22 protein-coding genes and 1 tRNA gene are annotated in these 20,458 nt (G+C 67.4%); 12 read left to right on the top strand and 11 right to left on the bottom strand.

Annotated elements, in window-relative coordinates; all coding sequences use genetic code 11:
- The first annotated feature begins 118 nt into the window (after positions 1–118).
- Complete coding sequence (locus ACOZ4N_RS18275; RefSeq protein WP_424017791.1) at positions 119–2,404, top strand: nitric-oxide reductase large subunit; 2,286 nt, start codon at positions 119–121, stop codon at positions 2,402–2,404.
- A 14-nt stretch (positions 2,405–2,418) separates the two neighbouring features.
- Here ACOZ4N_RS18275 and ACOZ4N_RS18270 read toward each other — a convergent pair whose 3' ends face one another.
- The 4 genes from ACOZ4N_RS18270 to ACOZ4N_RS18255 form a co-directional block, all read right to left on the bottom strand.
- Positions 2,419–4,242, bottom strand: coding sequence for a histidine kinase N-terminal 7TM domain-containing protein (locus ACOZ4N_RS18270; RefSeq protein ID WP_424017790.1), 1,824 nt, complete (start codon positions 4,240–4,242; stop codon positions 2,419–2,421).
- A gap of 12 nt (positions 4,243–4,254) precedes the next feature.
- Positions 4,255–4,854 carry a HalX domain-containing protein gene (locus ACOZ4N_RS18265; protein WP_424019971.1) on the bottom strand — a complete coding sequence of 200 codons (600 nt, stop codon included), beginning with the start codon at positions 4,852–4,854 and terminating at the stop codon, positions 4,255–4,257.
- A 176-nt stretch (positions 4,855–5,030) separates the two neighbouring features.
- Positions 5,031–5,624 (bottom strand): response regulator, encoded by a 594-nt coding sequence (locus tag ACOZ4N_RS18260; RefSeq protein ID WP_424017789.1) that lies wholly within the window; start codon positions 5,622–5,624, stop codon positions 5,031–5,033.
- Between the two features lie 111 nt (positions 5,625–5,735).
- Positions 5,736–6,773: an Lrp/AsnC family transcriptional regulator gene (locus ACOZ4N_RS18255; protein ID WP_424017788.1), complete on the bottom strand. Its 1,038-nt coding sequence runs from the start codon at positions 6,771–6,773 to the stop codon at positions 5,736–5,738.
- 85 nt (positions 6,774–6,858) lie between these two features.
- Between ACOZ4N_RS18255 and ACOZ4N_RS18250 the strand changes: the two genes are divergently transcribed.
- The gene (locus tag ACOZ4N_RS18250; protein ID WP_092688704.1) at positions 6,859–7,311 is read left to right on the top strand and encodes a MaoC family dehydratase; all 453 of its coding nucleotides are present in this window, start codon (positions 6,859–6,861) and stop codon (positions 7,309–7,311) included.
- Between the two features lie 101 nt (positions 7,312–7,412).
- The gene (locus tag ACOZ4N_RS18245; RefSeq protein WP_424017787.1) at positions 7,413–8,480 is read left to right on the top strand and encodes an anthranilate phosphoribosyltransferase; all 1,068 of its coding nucleotides are present in this window, start codon (positions 7,413–7,415) and stop codon (positions 8,478–8,480) included.
- 5 nt (positions 8,481–8,485) lie between these two features.
- Here the strand turns inward: ACOZ4N_RS18245 and ACOZ4N_RS18240 are convergent, their stop codons facing one another.
- Complete coding sequence (locus ACOZ4N_RS18240; protein WP_424017786.1) at positions 8,486–8,872, bottom strand: hypothetical protein; 387 nt, start codon at positions 8,870–8,872, stop codon at positions 8,486–8,488.
- A gap of 336 nt (positions 8,873–9,208) precedes the next feature.
- Here ACOZ4N_RS18240 and ACOZ4N_RS18235 point away from each other — a divergent pair, with 336 nt between their 5' ends.
- The 3 genes from ACOZ4N_RS18235 (at position 9,209) to ACOZ4N_RS18225 (ending at position 10,864) form a co-directional block, all read left to right on the top strand.
- Positions 9,209–9,856, top strand: coding sequence for an RAD55 family ATPase (locus ACOZ4N_RS18235; RefSeq protein WP_424017785.1), 648 nt, complete (start codon positions 9,209–9,211; stop codon positions 9,854–9,856).
- 37 nt (positions 9,857–9,893) lie between these two features.
- Entirely contained in the window at positions 9,894–10,439 is a 546-nt protein-coding gene (locus ACOZ4N_RS18230) for a peptidylprolyl isomerase (protein WP_424017784.1), read from the top strand.
- An 83-nt stretch (positions 10,440–10,522) separates the two neighbouring features.
- On the top strand, positions 10,523–10,864 hold the full coding sequence (locus tag ACOZ4N_RS18225) for a ferredoxin (protein WP_424017783.1): 342 nt from the start codon (positions 10,523–10,525) through the stop codon (positions 10,862–10,864).
- On the opposite strand, the gene ACOZ4N_RS18220 is transcribed toward ACOZ4N_RS18225, so the two are convergent.
- Positions 10,865–11,062: a hypothetical protein gene (locus ACOZ4N_RS18220; RefSeq protein WP_424017782.1), complete on the bottom strand. Its 198-nt coding sequence runs from the start codon at positions 11,060–11,062 to the stop codon at positions 10,865–10,867. It lies immediately after the preceding gene.
- 104 nt (positions 11,063–11,166) lie between these two features.
- Between ACOZ4N_RS18220 and ACOZ4N_RS18215 the strand changes: the two genes are divergently transcribed.
- The 4 genes from ACOZ4N_RS18215 (at position 11,167) to ACOZ4N_RS18200 (ending at position 16,483) form a co-directional block, all read left to right on the top strand.
- A tRNA-Leu gene (locus tag ACOZ4N_RS18215) sits at positions 11,167–11,250 on the top strand.
- 470 nt (positions 11,251–11,720) lie between these two features.
- On the top strand, positions 11,721–14,180 hold the full coding sequence (locus ACOZ4N_RS18210) for a hypothetical protein (RefSeq protein WP_424017781.1): 2,460 nt from the start codon (positions 11,721–11,723) through the stop codon (positions 14,178–14,180).
- Positions 14,181–14,400: 220 nt separating this feature from the next.
- Positions 14,401–15,915: a glycosyltransferase gene (locus tag ACOZ4N_RS18205; RefSeq protein WP_424017780.1), complete on the top strand. Its 1,515-nt coding sequence runs from the start codon at positions 14,401–14,403 to the stop codon at positions 15,913–15,915.
- Between the two features lie 52 nt (positions 15,916–15,967).
- Positions 15,968–16,483 carry a DUF5813 family protein gene (locus ACOZ4N_RS18200; RefSeq protein ID WP_424017779.1) on the top strand — a complete coding sequence of 172 codons (516 nt, stop codon included), beginning with the start codon at positions 15,968–15,970 and terminating at the stop codon, positions 16,481–16,483.
- A gap of 7 nt (positions 16,484–16,490) precedes the next feature.
- Here ACOZ4N_RS18200 and ACOZ4N_RS18195 read toward each other — a convergent pair whose 3' ends face one another.
- The 3 genes from ACOZ4N_RS18195 to ACOZ4N_RS18185 form a co-directional block, all read right to left on the bottom strand.
- Positions 16,491–16,910 (bottom strand): DUF1648 domain-containing protein, encoded by a 420-nt coding sequence (locus tag ACOZ4N_RS18195; RefSeq protein WP_424017778.1) that lies wholly within the window; start codon positions 16,908–16,910, stop codon positions 16,491–16,493.
- A 204-nt stretch (positions 16,911–17,114) separates the two neighbouring features.
- Positions 17,115–17,345 carry an Lrp/AsnC family transcriptional regulator gene (locus ACOZ4N_RS18190; RefSeq protein ID WP_424017777.1) on the bottom strand — a complete coding sequence of 77 codons (231 nt, stop codon included), beginning with the start codon at positions 17,343–17,345 and terminating at the stop codon, positions 17,115–17,117.
- A 2-nt stretch (positions 17,346–17,347) separates the two neighbouring features.
- Complete coding sequence (locus tag ACOZ4N_RS18185; protein ID WP_424017776.1) at positions 17,348–18,037, bottom strand: potassium channel family protein; 690 nt, start codon at positions 18,035–18,037, stop codon at positions 17,348–17,350.
- A gap of 116 nt (positions 18,038–18,153) precedes the next feature.
- On the opposite strand from ACOZ4N_RS18185, the gene ACOZ4N_RS18180 reads away from it, so the two are divergent.
- Positions 18,154–18,384, top strand: coding sequence for an Lrp/AsnC ligand binding domain-containing protein (locus ACOZ4N_RS18180; protein ID WP_424017775.1), 231 nt, complete (start codon positions 18,154–18,156; stop codon positions 18,382–18,384).
- 31 nt (positions 18,385–18,415) lie between these two features.
- Here ACOZ4N_RS18180 and ACOZ4N_RS18175 read toward each other — a convergent pair whose 3' ends face one another.
- Positions 18,416–19,435 (bottom strand): thiamine pyrophosphate-dependent enzyme, encoded by a 1,020-nt coding sequence (locus tag ACOZ4N_RS18175; RefSeq protein WP_424017774.1) that lies wholly within the window; start codon positions 19,433–19,435, stop codon positions 18,416–18,418.
- A gap of 88 nt (positions 19,436–19,523) precedes the next feature.
- Between ACOZ4N_RS18175 and ACOZ4N_RS18170 the strand changes: the two genes are divergently transcribed.
- Entirely contained in the window at positions 19,524–19,847 is a 324-nt protein-coding gene (locus tag ACOZ4N_RS18170) for a hypothetical protein (protein ID WP_092688667.1), read from the top strand.
- Here the strand turns inward: ACOZ4N_RS18170 and tmk are convergent.
- On the bottom strand, positions 19,844–20,425 hold the full coding sequence (gene tmk, locus ACOZ4N_RS18165) for a dTMP kinase (RefSeq protein WP_424017773.1): 582 nt from the start codon (positions 20,423–20,425) through the stop codon (positions 19,844–19,846). The two genes, ACOZ4N_RS18170 and tmk, sit on opposite strands and share 4 nt — an antisense overlap.
- Between the last annotated feature and the right edge of the window lie 33 nt (positions 20,426–20,458).

The following is a 20,458-nucleotide window of genomic DNA, read 5'->3' as shown; positions in this document are numbered from 1 at the left end:
TACGAGGAGTGAGTACGGCCGGCTCCGTCCCGCTTGTCCCGAACGCGTTCGGACGGGTTCGCAGTTTCTTGGAGCGCCGCCAACCCTTCATGCCGTCGCCGGAAAGACCGCCGTCTGTATGCAAGTCACGCGTAAACATCTCGCGACGGCACTGGTCGTCGCCTTCGTGTTCAACCTCGTCGTCATGGGTGCGGGCGCGTGGTACTCCACCACCAACGCGCCGCCCATCCCACAGGAAGTCGTCGGTCCCGACGGCGAGCGAATCACGACCAAAGACCAGGTCCAGGCGGGCAAGACCGTCTTCCAGTCGGACGGGCTGATGAACCACGGGTCGATCCTGGGCAACGGCGCGTACTACGGCCCCGACTACACCGCCGACGCGCTCGACCTGAAGGTCCACCACATGCGCGAGTACTACGCCCGGGAGGAGTACGACCGGTCCTACGCGAACCTCTCGGCCGGCGACCGGGCGTCGGTCAACGCCACGGTGCAGTCCGAACTGGAGGGCAGCCGGGCCGGCAACGTGGTCCAGTACTCCGCGGCGGAGGCCTACGCTCACCAGCAGGTCCGCCAGGAGTACGTCGAGCGGTACCACGAGGGTGAACCCCACCGCGGCGTCCCCGCGGACATGATCGACTCCGAGGAGCGCGCCCGGCAGTTCGCCGACTTCGCCATGTGGACCGCCTGGGTCGCCCACACCGACCGCCCGGGCGGCGAGAACTCCTTCACCAACGAGTGGCCCTACGCTCCCGGCGCTGGCAACCAGCCCCCGGCCAGCGCGATGACCTGGAGCGTCATCGCGATGGTGTTGCTCGTCGCCGGTGCCGGCGCGGGCATCTGGCTCTACCGGGCCGTCGACCTCACCGAACCCGAATCCGAGGGCGTCACGATCCCCGATCCCGACGACGTGACCATCCTGCCCAGCCAGATCGCCGCGAGCCGGTTCGTCGTCATCGGCGCGCTCCTGTTCATGGCGCAGGTGCTGCTGGGCGGCCTGCTCGCACACTTCTACATCGAGCGCGACGCCTTCTTCGGCCTCGGTGAGATCTTCGGCTTCGAGATCCTCCAGTGGCTCCCCTTCGCGCTGGCCAAGACCTGGCACATCGACCTGGGGATCCTCTGGATCGCGACGCTGTGGCTCGGTGCCGGCATCTTCCTGCCGGCGCTGCTGACCGGCTACGAGCCGTCGAACCAGGCCCGGTACGTCAACGGCCTGCTCGTGGCGCTCGTCGTGGTCGCCGTCGGCGGCCTCGCGGGCATCTGGCTCGGCGCGCAGGGTTACATCGACGGCGCGCTCTGGTGGATCGTCGGCAACGAGGGCCTGGAGTACCTCGAAGTCGGGCGGCTCTGGCAGGTCGGCCTGCTCGCCGGCTTCGGCATCTGGGCGGTGCTGGTCTGGCGCGGCTTCCGCCCGCTCTTGCGCCGCGAACAGCGCTTCGGGCTGGCACACATGATCCTCTACGCCGGCGGCTCCATCGCCCTGCTGTTCTGTGCCGGCATGCTGTACACCCCCCAGACCAACATCGTCGTCACGGAGTTCTGGCGCTGGTGGGTCGTCCACATGTGGGTCGAAGGAGCCTTCGAGTTCTTCATCGTCTCCATCGTCGGCCTCGTGCTGGTGTCGATGAACCTGCTCCGGAAGAAAAGCGCCGAGAAGGCGGTCATGTTCCAGGCCCTGTTCGTGATGGGCACGGGCGTCATCGGCGTCTCCCACCACTACTGGTGGGTCGGCCAGCCCGACATCTGGGTGCCGGTCGGGAGCGCCTTCTCCACGCTCGAACTCATCCCGCTGGTGTTCATCCTCTACGAGGCGCTGGGCCAGTACCGCGTGATGGCGAGCTCCGGCGAGGGCTTCCCCTACACGCTCCCGTTCATGTTCATCGTCGCCAGCGGCGTGTGGAACTTCGTCGGCGCGGGCGTGCTGGGCTTCTTCATCAACCTCCCGCTGATCAACTACTACGAACACGGCACCTACCTCACCGTCGGCCACGCGCACGCCGCGATGTTCGGTGCCTTCGGCTTCCTCGCCATCGGCATGGCCGTCTACATGCTCCGGCTCACCACCCGCTCGGGCGCGTGGTCCACCCGCCGGCTCCGCTGGTCGTTCTGGCTGTGGAACCTCGGCCTGGCGCTGATGGTGTTCGTCTCCGTCCTCCCGGTGGGCTTCCTCCAGCTGGAGGCGGTCTTCACGGCGAGCTACGACGCCGGCCGGAGTCTGGCCTTCTACGAGCAACCCATCGTGCAGGCGCTGTTCTGGGCGCGACTGCCGGGTGACACGATGATCATCCTGGGAACTGCCATCTTCGGCTACGACGTGGTGGCGAAACTCCGCAACCAGACGGGAGCCGAGACGCCCAGTGAAGGGGGCCAGCCCATCGCCGACCGCGTGCTGGGCGACGACTGACGGCCCCTGCGCCGTCAGCTGTGTACGTCCCGGGTCTGTGACTCGACCGTGGGCTCGGCGTCCTCGGCGTCCACGTCGCTTCCGTCGGCTTCGGCCGTGACGGCCTCGTCGGCTTCCTGTCCGTCGGGCTCGTCCTCGGCCACCGGCAACCGGATCGTCACGATGGAGCCCCGCGGGTCGTTCTCCTGGAACTGGACGGTGCCGCCGGACTCGGTGACGATCCAGTTGATGATCCACAGCCCGAGCCCGCTGATGTGCTGGAGCTGGGTCTCCCGACCGCGCAACAGGACGGCACGCTCCTCCTCGTGGATACCCGGCCCGTTGTCGAGGATCTCGATGGCCACCTCGTCGTCCTCGACCCACGCGGAGACGGCGACCTCGATGAGCGGTTCCGGGTTGTCGTTGTGTTCGATGGCGTTCTCGACCGCGTTGCCCACGGCGTCGGCGAAGAACTCGATGGCCGAGACGTGCGCCGTTTCGGGGAGATCGGTCTCGATCTCGACGTCCGGCCGGTCGGCCTCGAAGTCGTCGACGACGGTCTCGATCACGTCGACCGCATCGAGTCGGCGGGATTCGACGTGTTCGCTGTCCAGCGCCTGTTCGAGCTGGCGGGCCTTCTCGCTCAGGTCGATCAGGCCCGAGATGTGGCTCTCGATGGCGTCGACCCACTCGGCGTCGGGATTGTTCTGCTTGCCCAGTTCGGCGTACCCCAGCACGACGTTGGCCTCGTTGCGCAGGTCGTGCCGGAGCGCGCGGTTGAGGACGTTCAGCCGCTGTTCGCGCTGGCGTTGTTCGGTCACGTCACGGAGACTGACGAGGTGGCCCGTCAGCAGGCCGCCTGCCCGTCGCAACGCCGTCACTTGCACGTCGTAGTACCGGAGCTTCCCGTCCCGTCGAAGCGCCAGTTCCGTACTGACGGCTCCGGTCTCCGGGTCGGCGTCCGCGGCCTCGGCGACGACAGACTCCAGATCCGGGCACACCTCCGCGACCGGCCGGCCGACCAGCGACCCGTCGGTGTCGTCGACGATCCGCTCGGCGCGCTGGTTGTAGTCGATGACTCGCCGGTCGTCGTCAAGGACGAACACCGCCTCGACGAGGTTGTCCATCAGTTCGTCCCGGGCGACCTCGCGGGCGACCGGCACCATCTCCAGCAGTCGGTGGCGGTAGATGGCGACCACGAACGCCGCCGCGGTGACCGAGAAGGCGGCCGGCGTCGGGTCGAAGGGAAAGGAGACGACGTTCCCGAGATAGAGGGCGTTGGCGATCCAGGGCGTGAACGTCCCCACGAGGATGGCGATGGCCTGGCTCCGATAGACGTTCTCCGAGACGACGAGCATCCGAACGAGGAGATACGAGCCCACGACGAGCAAGGCGTAGGAGTAGGCCGTGTGGACGAGAAACCACGACCCGGACAGCGCCGGCGGCGTCGCGACGGCACCGGCCCGAAACAGCTGTGACCGCGCCCACATGAGGTGGTGGAACGGGTTGGTCCAGATGAGCAGTTGCGTGATCGCGGGCACGACCAGCAGCGGCCCCGGTCCGTACCGCGTCAGCGGCGTCTCCTGGCCGGAGTACGATTCGGCGAAGTAGAGAAACAGGACCGGCAGCGTCGCGATGGCCAGATAGGTGGCGTTCGCGAACACGCGCTGGCCGACCACGTCCGTCCGGGCGAATTCGAGGCCGGCACAGAACGTCCAGAAAGCGGTGGCGGCCAGCAGGCCGACCAGCGGTCGCGTTCCGGTCGTCATCCGATCCCGGTACACCCACGCAGCGAGCCCGGCAACGACTACGGCGACACCTGTATAAAGGAGTGCGAATGGTGTGTATTGCCAGGCCATGTGTGGGCCGCTCTACGGCTGCGACGGCGAATCCATCGAGTCGAGGTCGGGTTCCGGCATCCTGAACAGCGCGCCGAACTCGTCTTCTTCGAGATCGCCGACTGCGTCGTCGAGGTTGGCTTCGAGTTCTTCGATCTCGTCGGTCAGTTGCTGATACTCCTCGTTGGTTTCGAGTGCGGACCGGCTCTTCGAGGTTTCGAGCGCCGCGCGCTTCGAGACCAGCGAGAAGTACTCCTGGAACGTGTCGTCGTACGTCGAGTACGTCAGGAGCTGTTCGACCGTGTCGTAGAGGTCGTCCCGCGAGACTGGTTTGACGACGTACTCGTCGAAGCCCATATCGAGGATATCGAAGTCGGGATCGACCGCCGTCACCATCGCGACACGGCAGTCGTAGCCCTCCTCGCGGATGTGTTCGAGGACTTCGTCCCCCGACATCCCCGGCATTCTGCGGTCGAGCAACACGGCGTCGACATCGTCGTCGAGTTCCTCGAGCGCCTCCGATCCACTGTACGCCGTCCGGACGTCGTACTCATCCTGTAGGTGAGCCGCATACACGTCCGTGACGGCGGACTCGTCGTCGACGATGAGGACTGTTGTTTCGCCCAAACCTATCCACTCACTGTAGGAAGTGGTGAACAGTAGCAAAAAAGTTTCCGCCCGGTGTTCAGAAGTGAAAACCAGACACGGAACTGGAGATAGATCCGCAAACGAGTGGGGAGAACCGCCCCATCTCCAATTATCGAGTGCAGTAACGGGTGAAATGGCGGAAACGACCGGTTTCGGTCGTGTTACTCCTCGGTCACGGGACGCGATCCGTCGTGGAGTTCGCGGAACACCGTGGCGAACGCTTCGTCGTCGAAGCGTGCGACGGTGTCTTCGAGGTCCTGTCGAACGCGGTCGCGCTCCTCGCGGAGGTCGTGGAACTCGTCGCTGTTTTCCAGTTCCGTGTTGCTCTTGTTGGCCAACAGCGTCGCGTACTTCGAGGTCAGCGAGTAGTACCGCTGGAGTTTCTCCTCGTACTCGGCACAGACCAGCAGGCGCTCGATGGTGTCGAACAGGTCCTCACGGGAGACCGGCTTGATGACGTAGTCGTCGAACGGCATCTCGATGATGTCGAAGTCGGGATCGACCGCCGTCACCATCGCGACGCGGCAGTCGTACCCTTCCTCGCGGATCTCCTCGAGGACGTCGTCGCCCGACACGTCCGGCATCCGCCGGTCGAGCAAGACGACGTCGATGTCCGGTCCGAGCGCTGTCAGTGCCTCCTCACCGCTGTAGGCCGTCCTGACGTGGTACTCCTGTTTCAGCTGGGCGGCGTAGGCATCGGCCACGTCTGGTTCGTCGTCCACCACCAGCACGGTGGGGAGGTCACCTGTACTCATCCAATCGCTAGCCAATACACGCTAACAGAAGGATAAGACTTCCGGGCGTTTCGGCCCTGAGAAGCACACATCTGGTTGATAGTTCCCATCGCGTAACCGTCGCTGGCTTCCCTACTCTCCCACGATGTCGTCGTACCGCGCACCCGTCTGTTTCAGGGTCTCGGTCGAGTAGAGCCGTTCGTGATCGACGGGGAGGTACTCGTCGGCGAGTTCGTCGATCTTGGCGTCGACGGCCTCGGCCTCGCGGCCGTGGATCATCGTGAACAGGTTGTAGGGCCAGTCCTGCTCGGGGCGCCGTGGCCGGTGATAACAGAGCGTGACGTACGGGAGCGACCCGACGGTCTCGCCCCAGGAATCGAGGTTCTCGTCGGGCACGTCCCAGACGACCATGCAGTTGTTGTCGAACCCCGTCGTGACGTGGTTGACGACACAGCCGATGCGTTTGATACAGCCGTCTGCCCGCAGTGTCGCCACGCTGTCGAGTACGTCCTCGACCGACGCGTCGACCGCGGCCGCCACGTCCCGGTAGGGTGTCTCCGAGAGGGGGAAGCCGTCCTGAATTTCGAGCAGGAGTCGCCGGTCCAGCGCCGAGAGGTTGGCCGCGGCGTCCTCGCTGATCCGGGTCGCCGAGGCGTCGGTCTCCGAGATGCTCTCCCGCGCGAATCGATCCCCGTTCACGACGGGAAACTCCAGATCGATGTAGTAGTCGGTCAGCATCGGGAGGACGAGTACGTCGAGGCCGGTCCGGGCCTCGATGTCCTCGATGATGGCGTCGCGTCGCGCCCGGGAACCGGCGGTGACGACGAACCACATGTTCCACTCGTGTTCGCGGCGGTAATTGTGGTTGACCTGCCGGTGGTCGTTGATCACGTCGGCCACCTCGTCGAAGCGGTCGGCGGGGGCCGAGACGGCCGCCAGCGTGGACGAGCCGATCACCGGCGGGTTGAGAACGGCACCGAACCGGCGGAAGACGCCGGCTTCGCGGAGGTCCCGAACGCGAGCCAGCGCGTCGGTGGCCTCGATCCCCAGGTCGTCGCCGACGACCTCGAACGGGCGTTCGGTCACGGGGAACCCGCTCTGGTAGCCGTCGACGAGTGCCGCGTCCACGTCGTCCAGCGCCGCCCGCCAGTCACCCGACTGGAGACTCATTGGCCACTCTTTGGGCCGTTCCAGTGTAACGGTGTCGCTTCTCGGGCACGAAACCGCTAAGTCGCCGGCGCGTTTGGCCTCGGCAATGCCCACGTACTACGAAGATATCGAGGTCGGCGACACGGAGGCACACGGTAGCTACGAGGTCACCGAGGACGAGATCGTCGAGTTCGCGGAGCAGTACGATCCCCAGGAGTTCCACACGGACCCCGAGGCCGCCGAGGACACGATGTTCGGCGGACTCGCCGCGAGCGGCTGGCACACCGCCGCCGTTTGCATGCGCCTGCTGGTCGAGACCATGGAGAAAGCCGGGTGGGCCTCGCAGGGGGCCCGCGGCGTGGACGAACTCCGGTGGATCAAGCCGGTCCGACCGGGCGACGAACTCTCCATCGAGTACGAGGTCGTCGAGAAACGCGAGGGCGACCGCCCCGGCGTCGGCGAAGTCGACAGCCGGCTGACCGGCTACAATCAGGACGACGAACCGGTCATCACCTGGATCGGCCTCGGGATGATCGAGAAGCGAGCGGCCGGCGAGTAGGCAGTCGCTACCCGGATCGGACAGTTCGGAACGGGATTTTCGAACGGACCGGCAGCGACGGCTTCGTGAACTATTTCGCGCTGGCGTGCCGACTGTCGGGTATGGCACAAGCGAGCCAGCAGTTCGGCGAATGGCCGCTCAAACGGTTGATGACCGAGGTCGTCGGGTCCGGCCACAAGTCCGCCGAGGACATGGACCGCGACCAGGCCCGGGAGGCGTTCCAGCGGATCCTCGCCGGCGAGCCCGACCCCACGACGCTCGGGGCGTTCTGGCTGGCCAACCGCTGGAAGCGCAACAGCCCCGAGGAACTGGCGGCCTACACCGACGTGATGCGCGAGGAGTCCGTCGAAGTGGCCGCCCCCGACGCCGACCCCGTCGACTGCGGGGCCAACTACGACGGCAAACACTCCACGGCCATCCTGGGCGTCGCCGCGGGTGCCGTCGCCGCCGCCGCGGGGACGCCCGTCGTCGTCCACTCCGGGGATCGGGTCCCCACCCAGAAGCTCGACGCGTACAAGCACGTGCTGGACGAACTGGGCGTCCGCACGGAACTGGACCCCGAGGAGAGCGCCGACATGGTCGACGAGACCGGCTTCGGCTACTACTACCAGCCCGCGTTCAACCCCGGCGTCGACGACCTCTGGGAGCGCCGTGACATGATGGGCGTGCGGAGCTTCGTCAACACCATCGAGACGCTCGCGAACCCGGCCGACGCCGACGTGCATCTGGGCAGTTTCTACCACCTCGCGTTCGCCGAGAAGATCGTCGACACCTTCCGCGCGGTCCAGGCTCAGGACGTGTCCCGCGTGCTGATGTTCCAGGGCCAGGAGGGCTACGACGACATCCGGCCCGGGTCGACTGTGGTCGCAGAATGGTCCGAGGGTGAGGAGCTGGACGACTTCGAGATCGAGACGGCGAACTACGGGATGGACTTCAGCGGCGAGGATCTGGAGGTCGAGGACATCGCCGCGGAGTCGGCGACGATCACCGAGGAGGTCCTGGCGGGCGAGCGCGACGACCAGTTCGCCGACGCCGTGGCGGTCAACGCCGCCCTGCGCATGTACGCTCGCGAGGACGTGGACAGCCTCGAAGACGGGCTCGAAATCGCCCGCGAGACCATCGAGAGCGGTGACGCCGAAGCGGTGCTGGACGACCTCCGGGCGTTCTGACCCCCTCAGCGACCGATCACGAACCGGGCGATAGCGTAGTCGGCCGGGACGACGACGCCGAACGCCAGCAGGACGGCACCGTCGCCGCCCAGGGACGGTGCAGCGAGGAGGATCACGGCGAGCAGTTGTGCGGCGACGGCGATACCGGCGACGAGACCCCAGCCGACGGCACGGGGCAGATCGTAGCGGTTCGGCCAGTAGGCCCGGTAGACGAACGGCGGCATGAAGACGATGGCCAGCGTCGGGAAGATCGCGGGATACGTGATCGTCCCCAGTCGCTCGGTCAGGACGTAGACGACCGGGAGTGCGATGGCGGCGCAGACGGTGATGATGGCCTTCTCCGGCGTCAGCCACTCCGTCGGCCCGGACGCGTCGGCCTCTCGGTTGCTCATGTCGGGCACGTCGGGGCAGGCACGTAAAACAGGCACTGTCTGGGTTGGGCAGGTGCGGTGGCGGAGTCGGTGCGGGTGCGGTGCAGTTGCGGAGGGCACGAGCATCCGCGGCGCGAAGTCGTTCGAAAGGCGCGGAGCGCCTTTCGTGATCACGAGAGAGCGTTGCTCTCTCGGACGACGCCGCGGTTCACCGCGAGCGCGCCGTCGGCGCGACTCGCGGGAGGTTTTTCGCCCACGTTTTTGCGAGGAGTGGTTGCGCGCCGCAGGCGTGCAACCCGACGAATTAAAAAGGTGGTGGACGGCAGGTTTATCGGTCCCAATCGCATGGGTGGGGCCATGAGCGACGACGCGACACCGAGCGGGCGGCTCTCGACGGGCGTGGACCTGCTCGACAGCGGGCTCGGCGGGGGCGTACCGGCGGGGAGTCTCGTCGCGGTGTCGGCACTGCCGCGCGCACAGAGCGAGCCGCTCCTGTACGCGATGGCGGCCGCGAACTCGACGCGGTACCTCTCGGCGCTCCGGCCGGCGGAGGAGGTGGCCGACGCGCTGACGACCGCGGTCCCGATGGGGAAGGCGGCGCTGGACGTGGACGTGCGTACCGTCGACGGCGACGACGTGCTGGGGTCGCCCGAGGAGTTCCTGGGTGGGCTGGACGCGGGCTCGCTGCTGGTCGTCGATCCGACGACGGAACTGGAGCAGGGCGACCGGCATCGGTACAGCGAGTTTCTCGATACCTGCAAGCGGGCCTTGCGGATGACCGACAGCGTCGGGCTCTTTCACTGCCACGAGAACACGCCGTCGGTCCTGCGGCGGGACATGACGCTGGCCCGGGCCGATCAGGTGTGGGACGTGCGGATGGACGTGGTGGACCGGTCGGTCAAGACCTGTCTGGCGGTCACGAAGGTCCGGGGCGGGACGCCGTTCGGGCTGGTCGAACTCACCTTCGACGAGGGGGGCGTGACCGCGACCGTGGGTCGGGACTAACACCAGACTTTTCTCCCGACCGCGCGGAGTGGAGGTCATGAGTGACCTTGCAGTGACGCTGTCCACGAACCACGGCGACATCGAGATCGACCTGTTCGACGAGCGCGCGCCCAAGACGGTCGAGAACTTCGTCAACCTCGCGGAACACGACCCGGCGGCCGACGACGAACCCGCGCCGGAGACGACGACGTGGGAGGACCCCGAGACCGGCGAGATCCGCGGTGACTCGCTGTACGAGGGCGTCACCTTCCACCGGATCATCGACGGCTTCATGATCCAGGGTGGGGACCCGACCGGCACCGGCCGCGGCGGCCCCGGCTACCAGTTCGACGACGAGTTCCACGACGAACTGACACACGACGGCCCCGGCAAGCTCTCGATGGCCAACAGCGGCCCCGACACGAACGGTTCGCAGTTCTTCATCACGCTGGACGCCCAGCCCCACCTGGACGGCAAACACGCCGTCTTCGGCGAAGTCACCGACGGCATGGACGTGGTCGAGGAGATCGGCAACGTACCGACCGACGGGCAGGACAAGCCCCACGATCCCGTCGAGATCGAGAGCGTCACGATCCACCGATAGATCGCCGTTCGTCCACTTCTGACGAATCTTTCTGCCGGATCGAAAGCGACAACGGAAAGACCGACTAGGGCCAAGCCAGAGATATGAGCGACGCGGACGGACCGGTGGACCCCAGCGAGATCGGCGAGCAGGATGCGCCGCCGGTCGCGGAGAAGCCGTACAAGATCATCTTCGAGGCGAACAAGTGCTTCGGCGCGGGCAAGTGCGCCGAGTACTCGGACAACTGGAACCTGGACATCTCGACGGGGATCGCCAAGCCAGAGACGTACTTCTTCGGCGAGGAGGACCTCGATCACAACATCGCCGCCGCGGAGGCCTGTCCGGCGAAAAAAGACAAGGGGATCATCCACGTCGTCGACCGCCGGACGAACGAGGAGATCGCGCCCGATCCCGAGGGCGACGGGACGCTCAGCGTCGACTGGTAGTCACTTCTGGGTGGTCTCGTCGCGGAGCCCTGCTGCGTCTGCGGCGCGGTACACCCCGGCGTTGCGGTGCTGGTCGGCGTCCTCGACGAGGCGGCCGTTCTCGCGCTGGCGTTCGATCAGTGCGACGAGGTCGGTCGTGGTCATCGCTTCGCCCTCGTGTTTGACCTCGGCGACGACTGTGTCGGAGATATCGGGCATGGGCGGGTAGGGAGCAGTGGTGGATAAGCCGCTGGCCGGCGAGTGCAAGCAGGGCTGTGGCGGACCGAAACCGACAAACCCCTCACGGATGGAGGGACGGATGTGCGAGGGTAGCCAAGCCTGGAAACGGCGGCGGACTTAAGATCCGCTCCCGTAGGGGTCCAGGGGTTCAAATCCCCTCCCTCGCATGGAGTCGCGGCGCAGTTCGCGCCGCGACGGAATCGTCGGTTGGATTTGAACCCGGGGAGTCGCAGCACCCGAGCGGAGTGAGGGTGATCGTCTCCACTCGGTTCAAATCCCCTCCCTCGCATGAGATCGCGCCACACTTCGTGGCGCGACGGAATCGTCGGTTGGATTTGAATCAGGGAGTGAGAGGTGAGTGAGCGGAGCGAGCGAACGGGAACGACCGTGGTTCAAATCCCCTCCCTCGCATGAGGCCGCGCCACACTCCGTGGCGCGACGGAATCGTCGAGTGGATTTGAACGAGGCCAGTCGCACGCTCGACCGAAGGGAGAGACCGTCTGGACGTTGTTCAAATCCCCGCCCTCGCATGCGGCCGTGCCGGCTGAATCGGAATTTTTCGGCGCACGAGAACGCGATTTTTCGTGTTGATATCAGCGGAGTAACCATTATCGGGGTCGAACCGAGTGGGTCGGATATGGAACGGAGAGCCCCGAGCAGACGGACGGTGCTTCGCTGGGGTGGACTCGTGGGGACGGGGGCGGTGGCGGGTTGTGGTGAGGTCGTGCCGGACGATCTGGGAGGTGGTGACGGCGCGGGGGGCGACGGAACAGGGACGGCGGGTCGGGACGTCGAGGTGAGTGGGGAGTTGCCGGTGTCGCTGTCGGTGCGGACGACACAGCCGTTGCTCGCCGGTGACGAGACCGGGCAGTTTGCGGGGTACGTCGTGGTCGAAGCGACGCCGGACGCCGACATCGAGAATCCGTCGTTCGACGTGCGTCTGGAGGGTGGGCGGATCGAGCGACCGCTCCCCGGGAACTTTCCCGCCGGCGTGACCAGCACGGCGCGGGCGGCGGCGGGGGCCGGGACGGACTGGGGCGGACCGGGGACGCGGACGTTCGGCGTCGCGGTCGAGCCGGATCCGGACGCGGATTCGGTGGCGGTGACCGCGCGGGTGACGGGGGTCACGGACGACGATTACGAGCGGACGGCGGAATTCACGATTCCGGTGACGACGCCGTCGACGAGCGTCTCGCGCGAGCGCCTGGCCGAGGCGGCGGACAACCGCGCGACGGTGGCCCGGAACTTCGCGCGAGCGCTGGACGAGCGCGGGGACGATCCGTACCGGGAGGAGTTGCGCGACGCGATGACGGCGGTCTGTCTCGGGAGCGCACAGCTGGTCGGCGAGGCGATGCTCGGGTCGGCGGTCGGGGCGGCCGGTGGCGCGGTCGGGCAGGTCACCGGCGACGTCGCCGGTGCCGTCTGGGACGTCGTCACGTTCTACAAGTCCCCCTTCGAGTTCCTGATCGAGGGGCGGGTGCCACGGGACCTCACCGACGTCGACCGAAACGAGATCGCCGCCGAACGGTTCACGCCGCCGTTTTACTCGACGTTGCTCGATCAGGGGACGGCCGTGTTCGAGACGTTCGAGGCGCAGTTCGCGACCGGGTCTCGGCCACAGCGAGCGGGGCGACTCGGGGCGCTCCTGTTGCACGCGGTCGCGGACCTGGCCGAACGGGAGGCCAGCGGCTGGCGCGCCGGGCGCGACGACGAAGCGACGGCGCTGATGCGCCAGCAGGCGAGCCTCCTCGGGCCGACCGGTCGAGTGCCGGAGCTGGACGAAAACGAACTGTTCGGATCGCACACCGAGGATGGCGAATCGCTGCCGTCGGAACTGGCTGAACTCGACCACGACGACAACTTCGCCAACCGGGTCTTTCCGCTGTCGGACAGCAGCGGCGCACGGCGGTACTATCCCCGGACTGCGGCGGTCGCGCACACGATGCGGCAGTTCATGCAGGGGGAGAAGAAGCGACTCGAACGGCTCCGGGAGGCCGTCGAGAACGGGCTGTTCGAGGCGGCGGACGACGAGCCGGCGGCGACGGGGTACGCCACGGAGTTCACCGACGGGCTGGACGGCTGGACGGTCGGGTTACATCCGAACGCGGACGACCGCGTCACGGCGGGCGACGCGAACTGGTCGGACCGCCACGGCGGGAGCGTCGCGCTCCACGTGGATGGTGGGCCGAACCACGTCGGCGTCTACCGTGCGTTCGACGGACTCGGCGAGGGGGATCGGATCGTCGCCACCTACGAGAGCCCGAATCTGGACGGCGAGCCCGGCGGGCCGCGGATTCTCCTGCACGAGGGGGACGGGAGCACCCAGCTCGACCGGGACAACGGGGGCGGTGACGCGCGGGAGTCCCCGCCAGACGGCCGTCTGGAGGGTGTCGTGCCCCGTGACATGGCCGACGGGACGGACGTGGAGATCAGGCTCGGCGTCTGGCCGGGCGAGATCGACTGCTACGTCACCCGCATCGGGATCGACGGCGACGTGACACCGAGCAGTGAGACCAGCGAGGACGAGGACACTGCAGTGGCGACCCGGTTCCGCGACGAGTTCGAGGACGGGACGTATACGGACACCTGGCGTCCGGGGGAAATCGACGACGACACGATCACCGAGACGGACGGGCATCTGTTGATCGCCTCGCCCAAGGAGTACAACGACGGACCGAAGCCGACGACCCGGAAATCGTTCGAGACGACCGGCCGATACCGGATCACGGTTCGGATGCGGACCGACATCACCGACTACTGGGGGTACGGGTTCGCGTTGCGTTTCGACGACGGCTGGGTGCTCTGTAAGGAACACCGCTGGGCACGCAACGACAGGCTGTTTCTCGGCGTCCGGGGCCGAGACGTGTCCAGCCGCACCCGGAAACTGGCCCGGGCGACCCGCTCGACCGACTGGCAGCGCTACAGCATGACCGTGGACTTCGACGCCCAGCGCGTCGTCGAGGTCACCCGTGACGGGGAGACGTTCGACGTGGATATCCCGTTCGACGGGCTCGACGACGACAGTGTCAGTCTGACGCTCGGTCGCGGTCGGGGCAATCGCGCCCGCTACGACTCCGTCTCCGTCGAGCGACTCTGACGGAAATATTTCTGCCATCCGATAGGTTTTCCGGACCGTCTGACACAGAGTCGGGGGTCGAAAAGACGCCGTATATCAGTGTTGTGGCCGGTTTTCTATCGGGAGATTTAATCGAAACCTTCGAACGGCCAGTAAATTGAAATAGAACGTGTAGTGTAAATTAGTACGAATGCACCGTCGGGGGACCAGGGGATGAGAGAGACATCTATCGGGGTCGAGCATGGGGAATAGAGAGCGAGTAGAGTACGGGGTTCTGGTCGTCGCGATCTTCGCGTCGTTCGGGATTCTGTACCGGTTGATCCCGCGGGACGTGTTCCTGCTCTGTGGGGTGGTCGGGGTCGGCGGGGCGCTCGCCAGCGTGGTCCCGATCTACCTGCGGGGCAAGCCGGGGCGGCGGACGAGTCTCAGAGTCGCCAGACTCTGCCTGGTCGGCGTGCTGGCGGTACCGTACGCGTACGCGGTCACGAACGCGACGGGCGGGCCGCTGTCGCTGTTCTCGGCGCTTTTGATCTGTGCGCTGGCGACGGTGTTTTTCTACTACGCGTTTACCCTGCCGCTGGTACTCGTGAGTTACGACGGGGCAGAGGCTCCGGAAGCGGAGCCGCCCTATCCGTCGGTGAGCGTCATCGTGCCGGCGTACAACGAGGCGGGGTGTATCGGGCCGTCGGTCGAGGCGCTCTGTGACTGTGACTACCCGGCGGAGAAGACCGAGATCATCGTCGTCGACGACGGGAGTACCGACGCGACGGCGTTCGAGGCGAACGTGTACGCCGACGAGCAGGTGACGCTGCTCCGGAAGGAAAACGGGGGGAAACACTCGGCGCTGAATCACGGCCTCGACCACGCCAGCGGGGAGATCGTGGTCACCGTCGACGCCGACAGCCTGCTGGAACCGTCGGGACTGAGACGGATCGCGGGGGCGTTCCAGGCCGACCCGGCGGTCGGGGCGGTGGCGGGCAACATCACCATCGCCAATCGCGGGCAGTTCATCACGGAGCTACAGGAACTGGAGTACGTCGTCGGCATCCAGTTGTTCCGGCGGGCGTTCGACCTCTGTGACACCGTCACCATCGTCCCGGGCGCGTTCGGGGCCTACCGGCGGAGCGCACTCGAAGACGTGGGTCGGTTCGACGACGACACGCTGACCGAGGACTTCGACGCGACGATCAAGGTGCTCAAATCCGGACGGATCACCAGGGCGAACGAAGCACTCTGTCTCACGGAGGCCCCCGAGACGTGGCGGGACCTCTACAACCAGCGCCTGCGGTGGTACCGCGGGCGGACCCAGACCCTGCTGAAACACCGCGACGTGTTCGGGTCGCCGCGCCACGGTATCCTCTACAGCCTGGCCTTTCCCATCGAGTTGTTCTCGAACGCGTTGCTCCCGTTCGTCGGCATCCTGATCGTCGTCTCCATCGTCGGGGAGCTTCTGTTCGGGTCGGTGATGCAGGTGCTGGCGCTGTTTGCCTTCTTTACGCTGTTGCAGTTACTGGTCTCGGCGCTCGCGGTCCGGATCGGTGACGGTGACCTGCGGCTGGCCGCGTTCGCGCCGCTGTTCGTGCTGGGCTACCGGCAGTTCCTCGACGCGGTCATGCTGAAGAGCGTCCTCGACGTACTCGCCGGGCGCGAGATGGGCTGGACCGGGCCCGAGCGGTCGGGGGAACTCGCGGCCGCGCTGGACCGCGGGGAGGACGAGGATCCGGGCGAGACCGTCGAGGGACCGACGGGGGACTGAACGGCGGCCCGACACAACGGGCTTTTGCCGCCCGCTCGCGTACGAGCCTGTAATGACCGACGCGATTCCGGAGCGGGCCGAGCGGGCGTTCGAGGGCCACGACGCCTTCGAGCGCGACGGCGACGGCTACCGGGTGACGACGACGCGATTCGACGGGCACGTGACGGCCGAGGAGACCGACGACTGGGCACTCGCCTACCGGCTCGTGGTCCGGACGCCGATGCTCTCGGCGGCCGTCGACGGCGACGTCGGCGACGCGGTGGAATCGGGCTGGTTCGACACCTTCGAGCGCCGGCTGGAAGACGCACCGTCGGTGACGCGGGCGGACGTGGACCTCGACGCGGTGACGCTCGCCGAGGAGGCGGACGAGGCCGTCGCCGCGTTCGAGTTCGAGTTCGGGAACGCAGACCGCGCGCCGGACGTGGCGAAGGCCTTCGCGGAGTACGTCGAGGGCACCTACGTCGAGGGCGTCGTCCCGGGGTACGACTACGAGGGCGTCGTCGCGGACCTCATGGGCAAGGCGGCGAGTCAGGGCGGGGACGGCAGTCGCGGCGGCACGCCGCTCTGACGGGGGCTCAGATCCCGAGCCCGTACTCGCGGACGATGCCGTAGCCAGCCACCAGCGCACCCCACACCAGGACACCGACCAGTACGAGGTCGAACGGGACGGCGTAGCCGAGGTTCCACGCGAGGACGAGCCCCTGGACCGCCGCGAGCAGGAGCATCGTCGCGACCGTGATCCCCGTCATCGTTCGCGGATCGGTGGGTGGGTCGACTCGCGCCGCCCACTGCATCACGAGGTGGGTGAGGATCATCACGACCGGTATGGCCGCCACCGCGACGGGTTTCGGGGCGAAGTTGTCGGGCTGTCCAGTGGCCGAGAAGTGAATCGCCATCTCGGCGGGGAGGCGGGGGTAGACGACGACACCGGCTAGCGCGGTGAGCAGCGCCAGTCCGCCGGTGATGGCATCGAGGCGGGTCAGGGACCGGGCCATGTCGGACGGTGTCGGCTGGCAGGAACAAGTGCGTACCGGAGGGGTGGCGGTGCGGTTGCAGTGCGGTCGCGGTGGCGGTGCGGTCGCTGCCAGCATCCGGCGCGCGGAGCGCGCCGCAGGCGCGACTCGCGGGGAGTTTTTCACGCACGTTTTTGCGAGGAGTGGTGCCGCGCAAAGCGCGGCACCCGACGAAGTAAAAAGGTGCTAGTCCATCGCGATGTAGGTCTGCGTACTCTCCACGCCGTCGATCTCCTGGATGCCGGAGGCGGCCACGTCCTTGACGGCGGCGGGGGAGTCGACCTCGACTTTGGCGATGAAGTCCACGTCGCCGGCGACGATGGAGGACTCGACGACGCCGTCGACGGCGTCGATGTCGGCCTTGATGCGGTCGGCGTCACCGGCGTGGGCCTTGACCATGACGTAGGCGACGACCACGGTCAGACACCTCCGGCGGCCGCGGCGCGGCCCTGACTGTCACCGACGACGATGCGGCGCACGTCGTCCAGCACGCCGAAGTCCGCGAGGACGACCAGTCGGTCGCCGGCCTCCAGCGAGGCGTCGGCGTCGGGGAGGCCGTAGGCGGCGTCCTGCTTGCCGAAGGCCAGGACGCGGGACTTGGCGGGCAGTTCGAGTTCGCTGAGGGTGTACCCCTGCATCGGCGAGTCGGCGGTGACGGTCAACTCGACCATCTGGAGGTTGCGAGCGATGTCGGCGACGGCGCGGATCGACCCGCCCATCAGCGCGTTCTTGGCGGCGATGGCACCCAGCCGCTCGGGGTAGATCACCTCGTCGACCTCGGAGGCGTACTTCCGGTAGATGTCCTCGCGGTAGTCCTCGTCGATGCGCAAGACCGTGCGACAGCCGTGGTGTTTGGCGATCATGCAGGCGATGAAGTTGTCGTTCAGGTCGCCCGAGAGCGCGCCCAGGGCGTCCGCGGTCGCGAGGTCGGCCTTCGCGAGCACTTCCTCGGTCGAGCCGTCGCCCTCGATCACGTCGAACCCTTCCTTGCGGGCGCGGTCGACCGAGGTCGGGTCGCTCTCCACGACGACGACCTCGTGGCCGCTCTCCTGTAAGACGCGGGCGGTCCGGAGCCCGACGCGACCGGCACCCACGATAACGAATCTCATATGGGACATTCTGCCACGGGACGGCTTAAAGCTATCCCGGCGACCCGTCGATTCGGGGACGTGGCGGCGTCGCGTCCGGATAAAAGCTTTTGATGTGTGGTAGAGTAGCAAGGGCCATGGTCCGGGCCTACATCATGGTGAAGACGGCGGCGGGCAAATCGGAGGCGCTCCTGGAAGCGACGCGGTCGCTCTCTGGAGTCACCGAGGCACACATCGTCGCCGGGAAGTACGACATCATCATCGAGGCCCAGGGCGAGGAGGTCTACGACGTGATGCACTCGGTCGCGACGGACGTGCGCGACCTCGACGGCGTCGCGGACACGCGGACCTACATCTGTCTGGAGTAGTCGGTCGGCGGTGATCGCCGGGGACGGCCCGTCACTCGCCGCCGTGTCGGTCGCGGACTGCCTCGCGCTGGGACGCCAGCCGCGGCGGCAGTGTCCCGTACGCGAACTCGAACACGTCGCTCGGATCGGGGGCCGGTACTGCTTCGGCGGCCGCGACCGCCCGGTCGACCGCCCGCTCGGCACCCTCGCGAGCGCGGTCGCGGAATCGCTCGTCGACGACGCCTTCGTCCAGACAGAACTCGGCAAAGCGGTCGATGGGGTCCCGGGTGCGCCAGTCGGGCAGGGCCGGCTCGTCCCGGTAGCGGTCGGGGTCGTCGCTGGTCGTGTGTGGCCCCTGCCGGTAGGTCAGGCTCTCGACGAGGAGCGGCCCCTCGCTCGTGACGCGGTCGAGCGCGTCGGCGACGACCGCCCGGACCGCCAGCGGGTCGTTGCCGTCGACCTGTCGCCCCTCGAAGCCGTAGGCCTCGGCCTTCGCGGCGATGGAGGGGGCGGCGGTCTGGCGCTCCCGGGGCGTGCTGATCGCCCAGCCGTTGTTCTCGCAGAAGAACAGGACCGGCGCGTCGAACACGCCCGCGACGTTCATCGCCTCGTGGAAGTCGCCCTCGCTGGTCGCGCCGTCGCCGAGATAGGCGAGGACGGCGTGGTCGGCGTCGCGGTAGTCCGCGGCCATCCCGACCCCGACGGCGTGGGGGAGTTGCGTGGCGATGGGCACGGCCTGGGGAAAGACCGGCAGGTCGTGGTTCGAGTGGAACTCGGGGTGGCCCCGCCGAAAGCGGAGGAGATCGGTCGCCGGGACGCCACGGGCCAGCTGGAGGGCGTTGGCCCGGTAGGTCGGAAAGAGCCAGTCGTCGGCGGCCATCGCACGGGCGGCACCGACCTGCGAGGCCTCCTGCCCGCGGAACGGGGGGTAGCCGCTCATCCAGCCCCGGCGCTGGAGGGCCAAGGCCCGGTCGTCGAAGACGCGGGCGCGGATCAGCTCCGCGAGGAGCGTGCGGGCGGTGTCGGCCTCGCTCGGGCCCGCGATGGATCGCTCACCGACGACCCGGTGCATGGCCTCACACAGGACGCGACGGCGCTTAAACGCGGGGGCCGGCTCGGGAATCCGACACCCCCAAGGCGTCCCGGGCCGTACGCGGGGTATGGTCTCGGCCGTCGACATCGCCGGGTTGCTGGTCATCGTGGGACTCAACACTGCCATCGCGGCGCTGGCGACCCGGTTTTTCCGCGTCCGGCTGAACACGCAGTGGGGCAGTGCGCTCTACGCCGTCGTCCTCACGCCCGTCCCGCTGGTCGGGACGACGATCCTGCTCGGGTCGGTGCTGGGCCCGAACCTCGGGAGCGCCAGCACCGTGCTGGCGTTGACGGTGCTGGTGCCCCTCGCGGTCGGCATCGCCTTCGACTTCTTCTGGATGCCGGCCCCCGACGACGTGAGCGTTCCGGACAACCGGCGGCAGCGAACCTAGCGCCGGCGCTCGATCTCGTCGCGCGCGGTCGCGAGGACCGCCTCGGGTGACCGGGTGGCGTCGATCCGGACGAACCGGTCCGGGTCGGCCTCGATCAATCGTTCGTAGTTGTCCTGCACCCGGGCGAGATAGTCCGCGGCCTCGAACTTGTTGGTCGCGCCGCTCCGGTCGGCACCCGTCTCGGGGTCCACGTCGAAGTAAAGCGTCAGATCGGGCGCGCGCGTGAACGGTTCGTGGACGCGCTGGACGTAGGCCATCGGGTCGTGGATGGTCCCGTCGAGGGTCGCGCCCTGGTAGGCGTACCGCGAATCCGAGTAGCGGTCGGAGATCACCAGATCGCCGGCCTCCAGCGCGGGCCGGACGACCCGCGAGAGGTGGTCGGCGTGGTCGGCGGTGTAGAGGAACAGTTCCGCGAGCGGGTCGGCGTCGTCGTCGCCGATGGACCGGGCGACGGCCTCGCCGTACCAGGAGTCGGTGGGCTCGCGCGTGAAGGTGACCCCGCCGTCGAGTTCGTCGTGCAGGCCCTCCCAGACGGTGGTCTTGCCGCTGCCGTCGATCCCCTCCAGCGTGATGAGCATACGAGTGCTGGGCGGTCGGTGCTTGTAAATCGG

The sequence above is a fragment of the Halorientalis pallida genome (assembly GCF_049605515.1).
Lineage (GTDB): Archaea > Halobacteriota > Halobacteria > Halobacteriales > Haloarculaceae > Halorientalis > Halorientalis pallida_A.
This window is presented reverse-complemented; position numbering and strand designations above follow the sequence as displayed.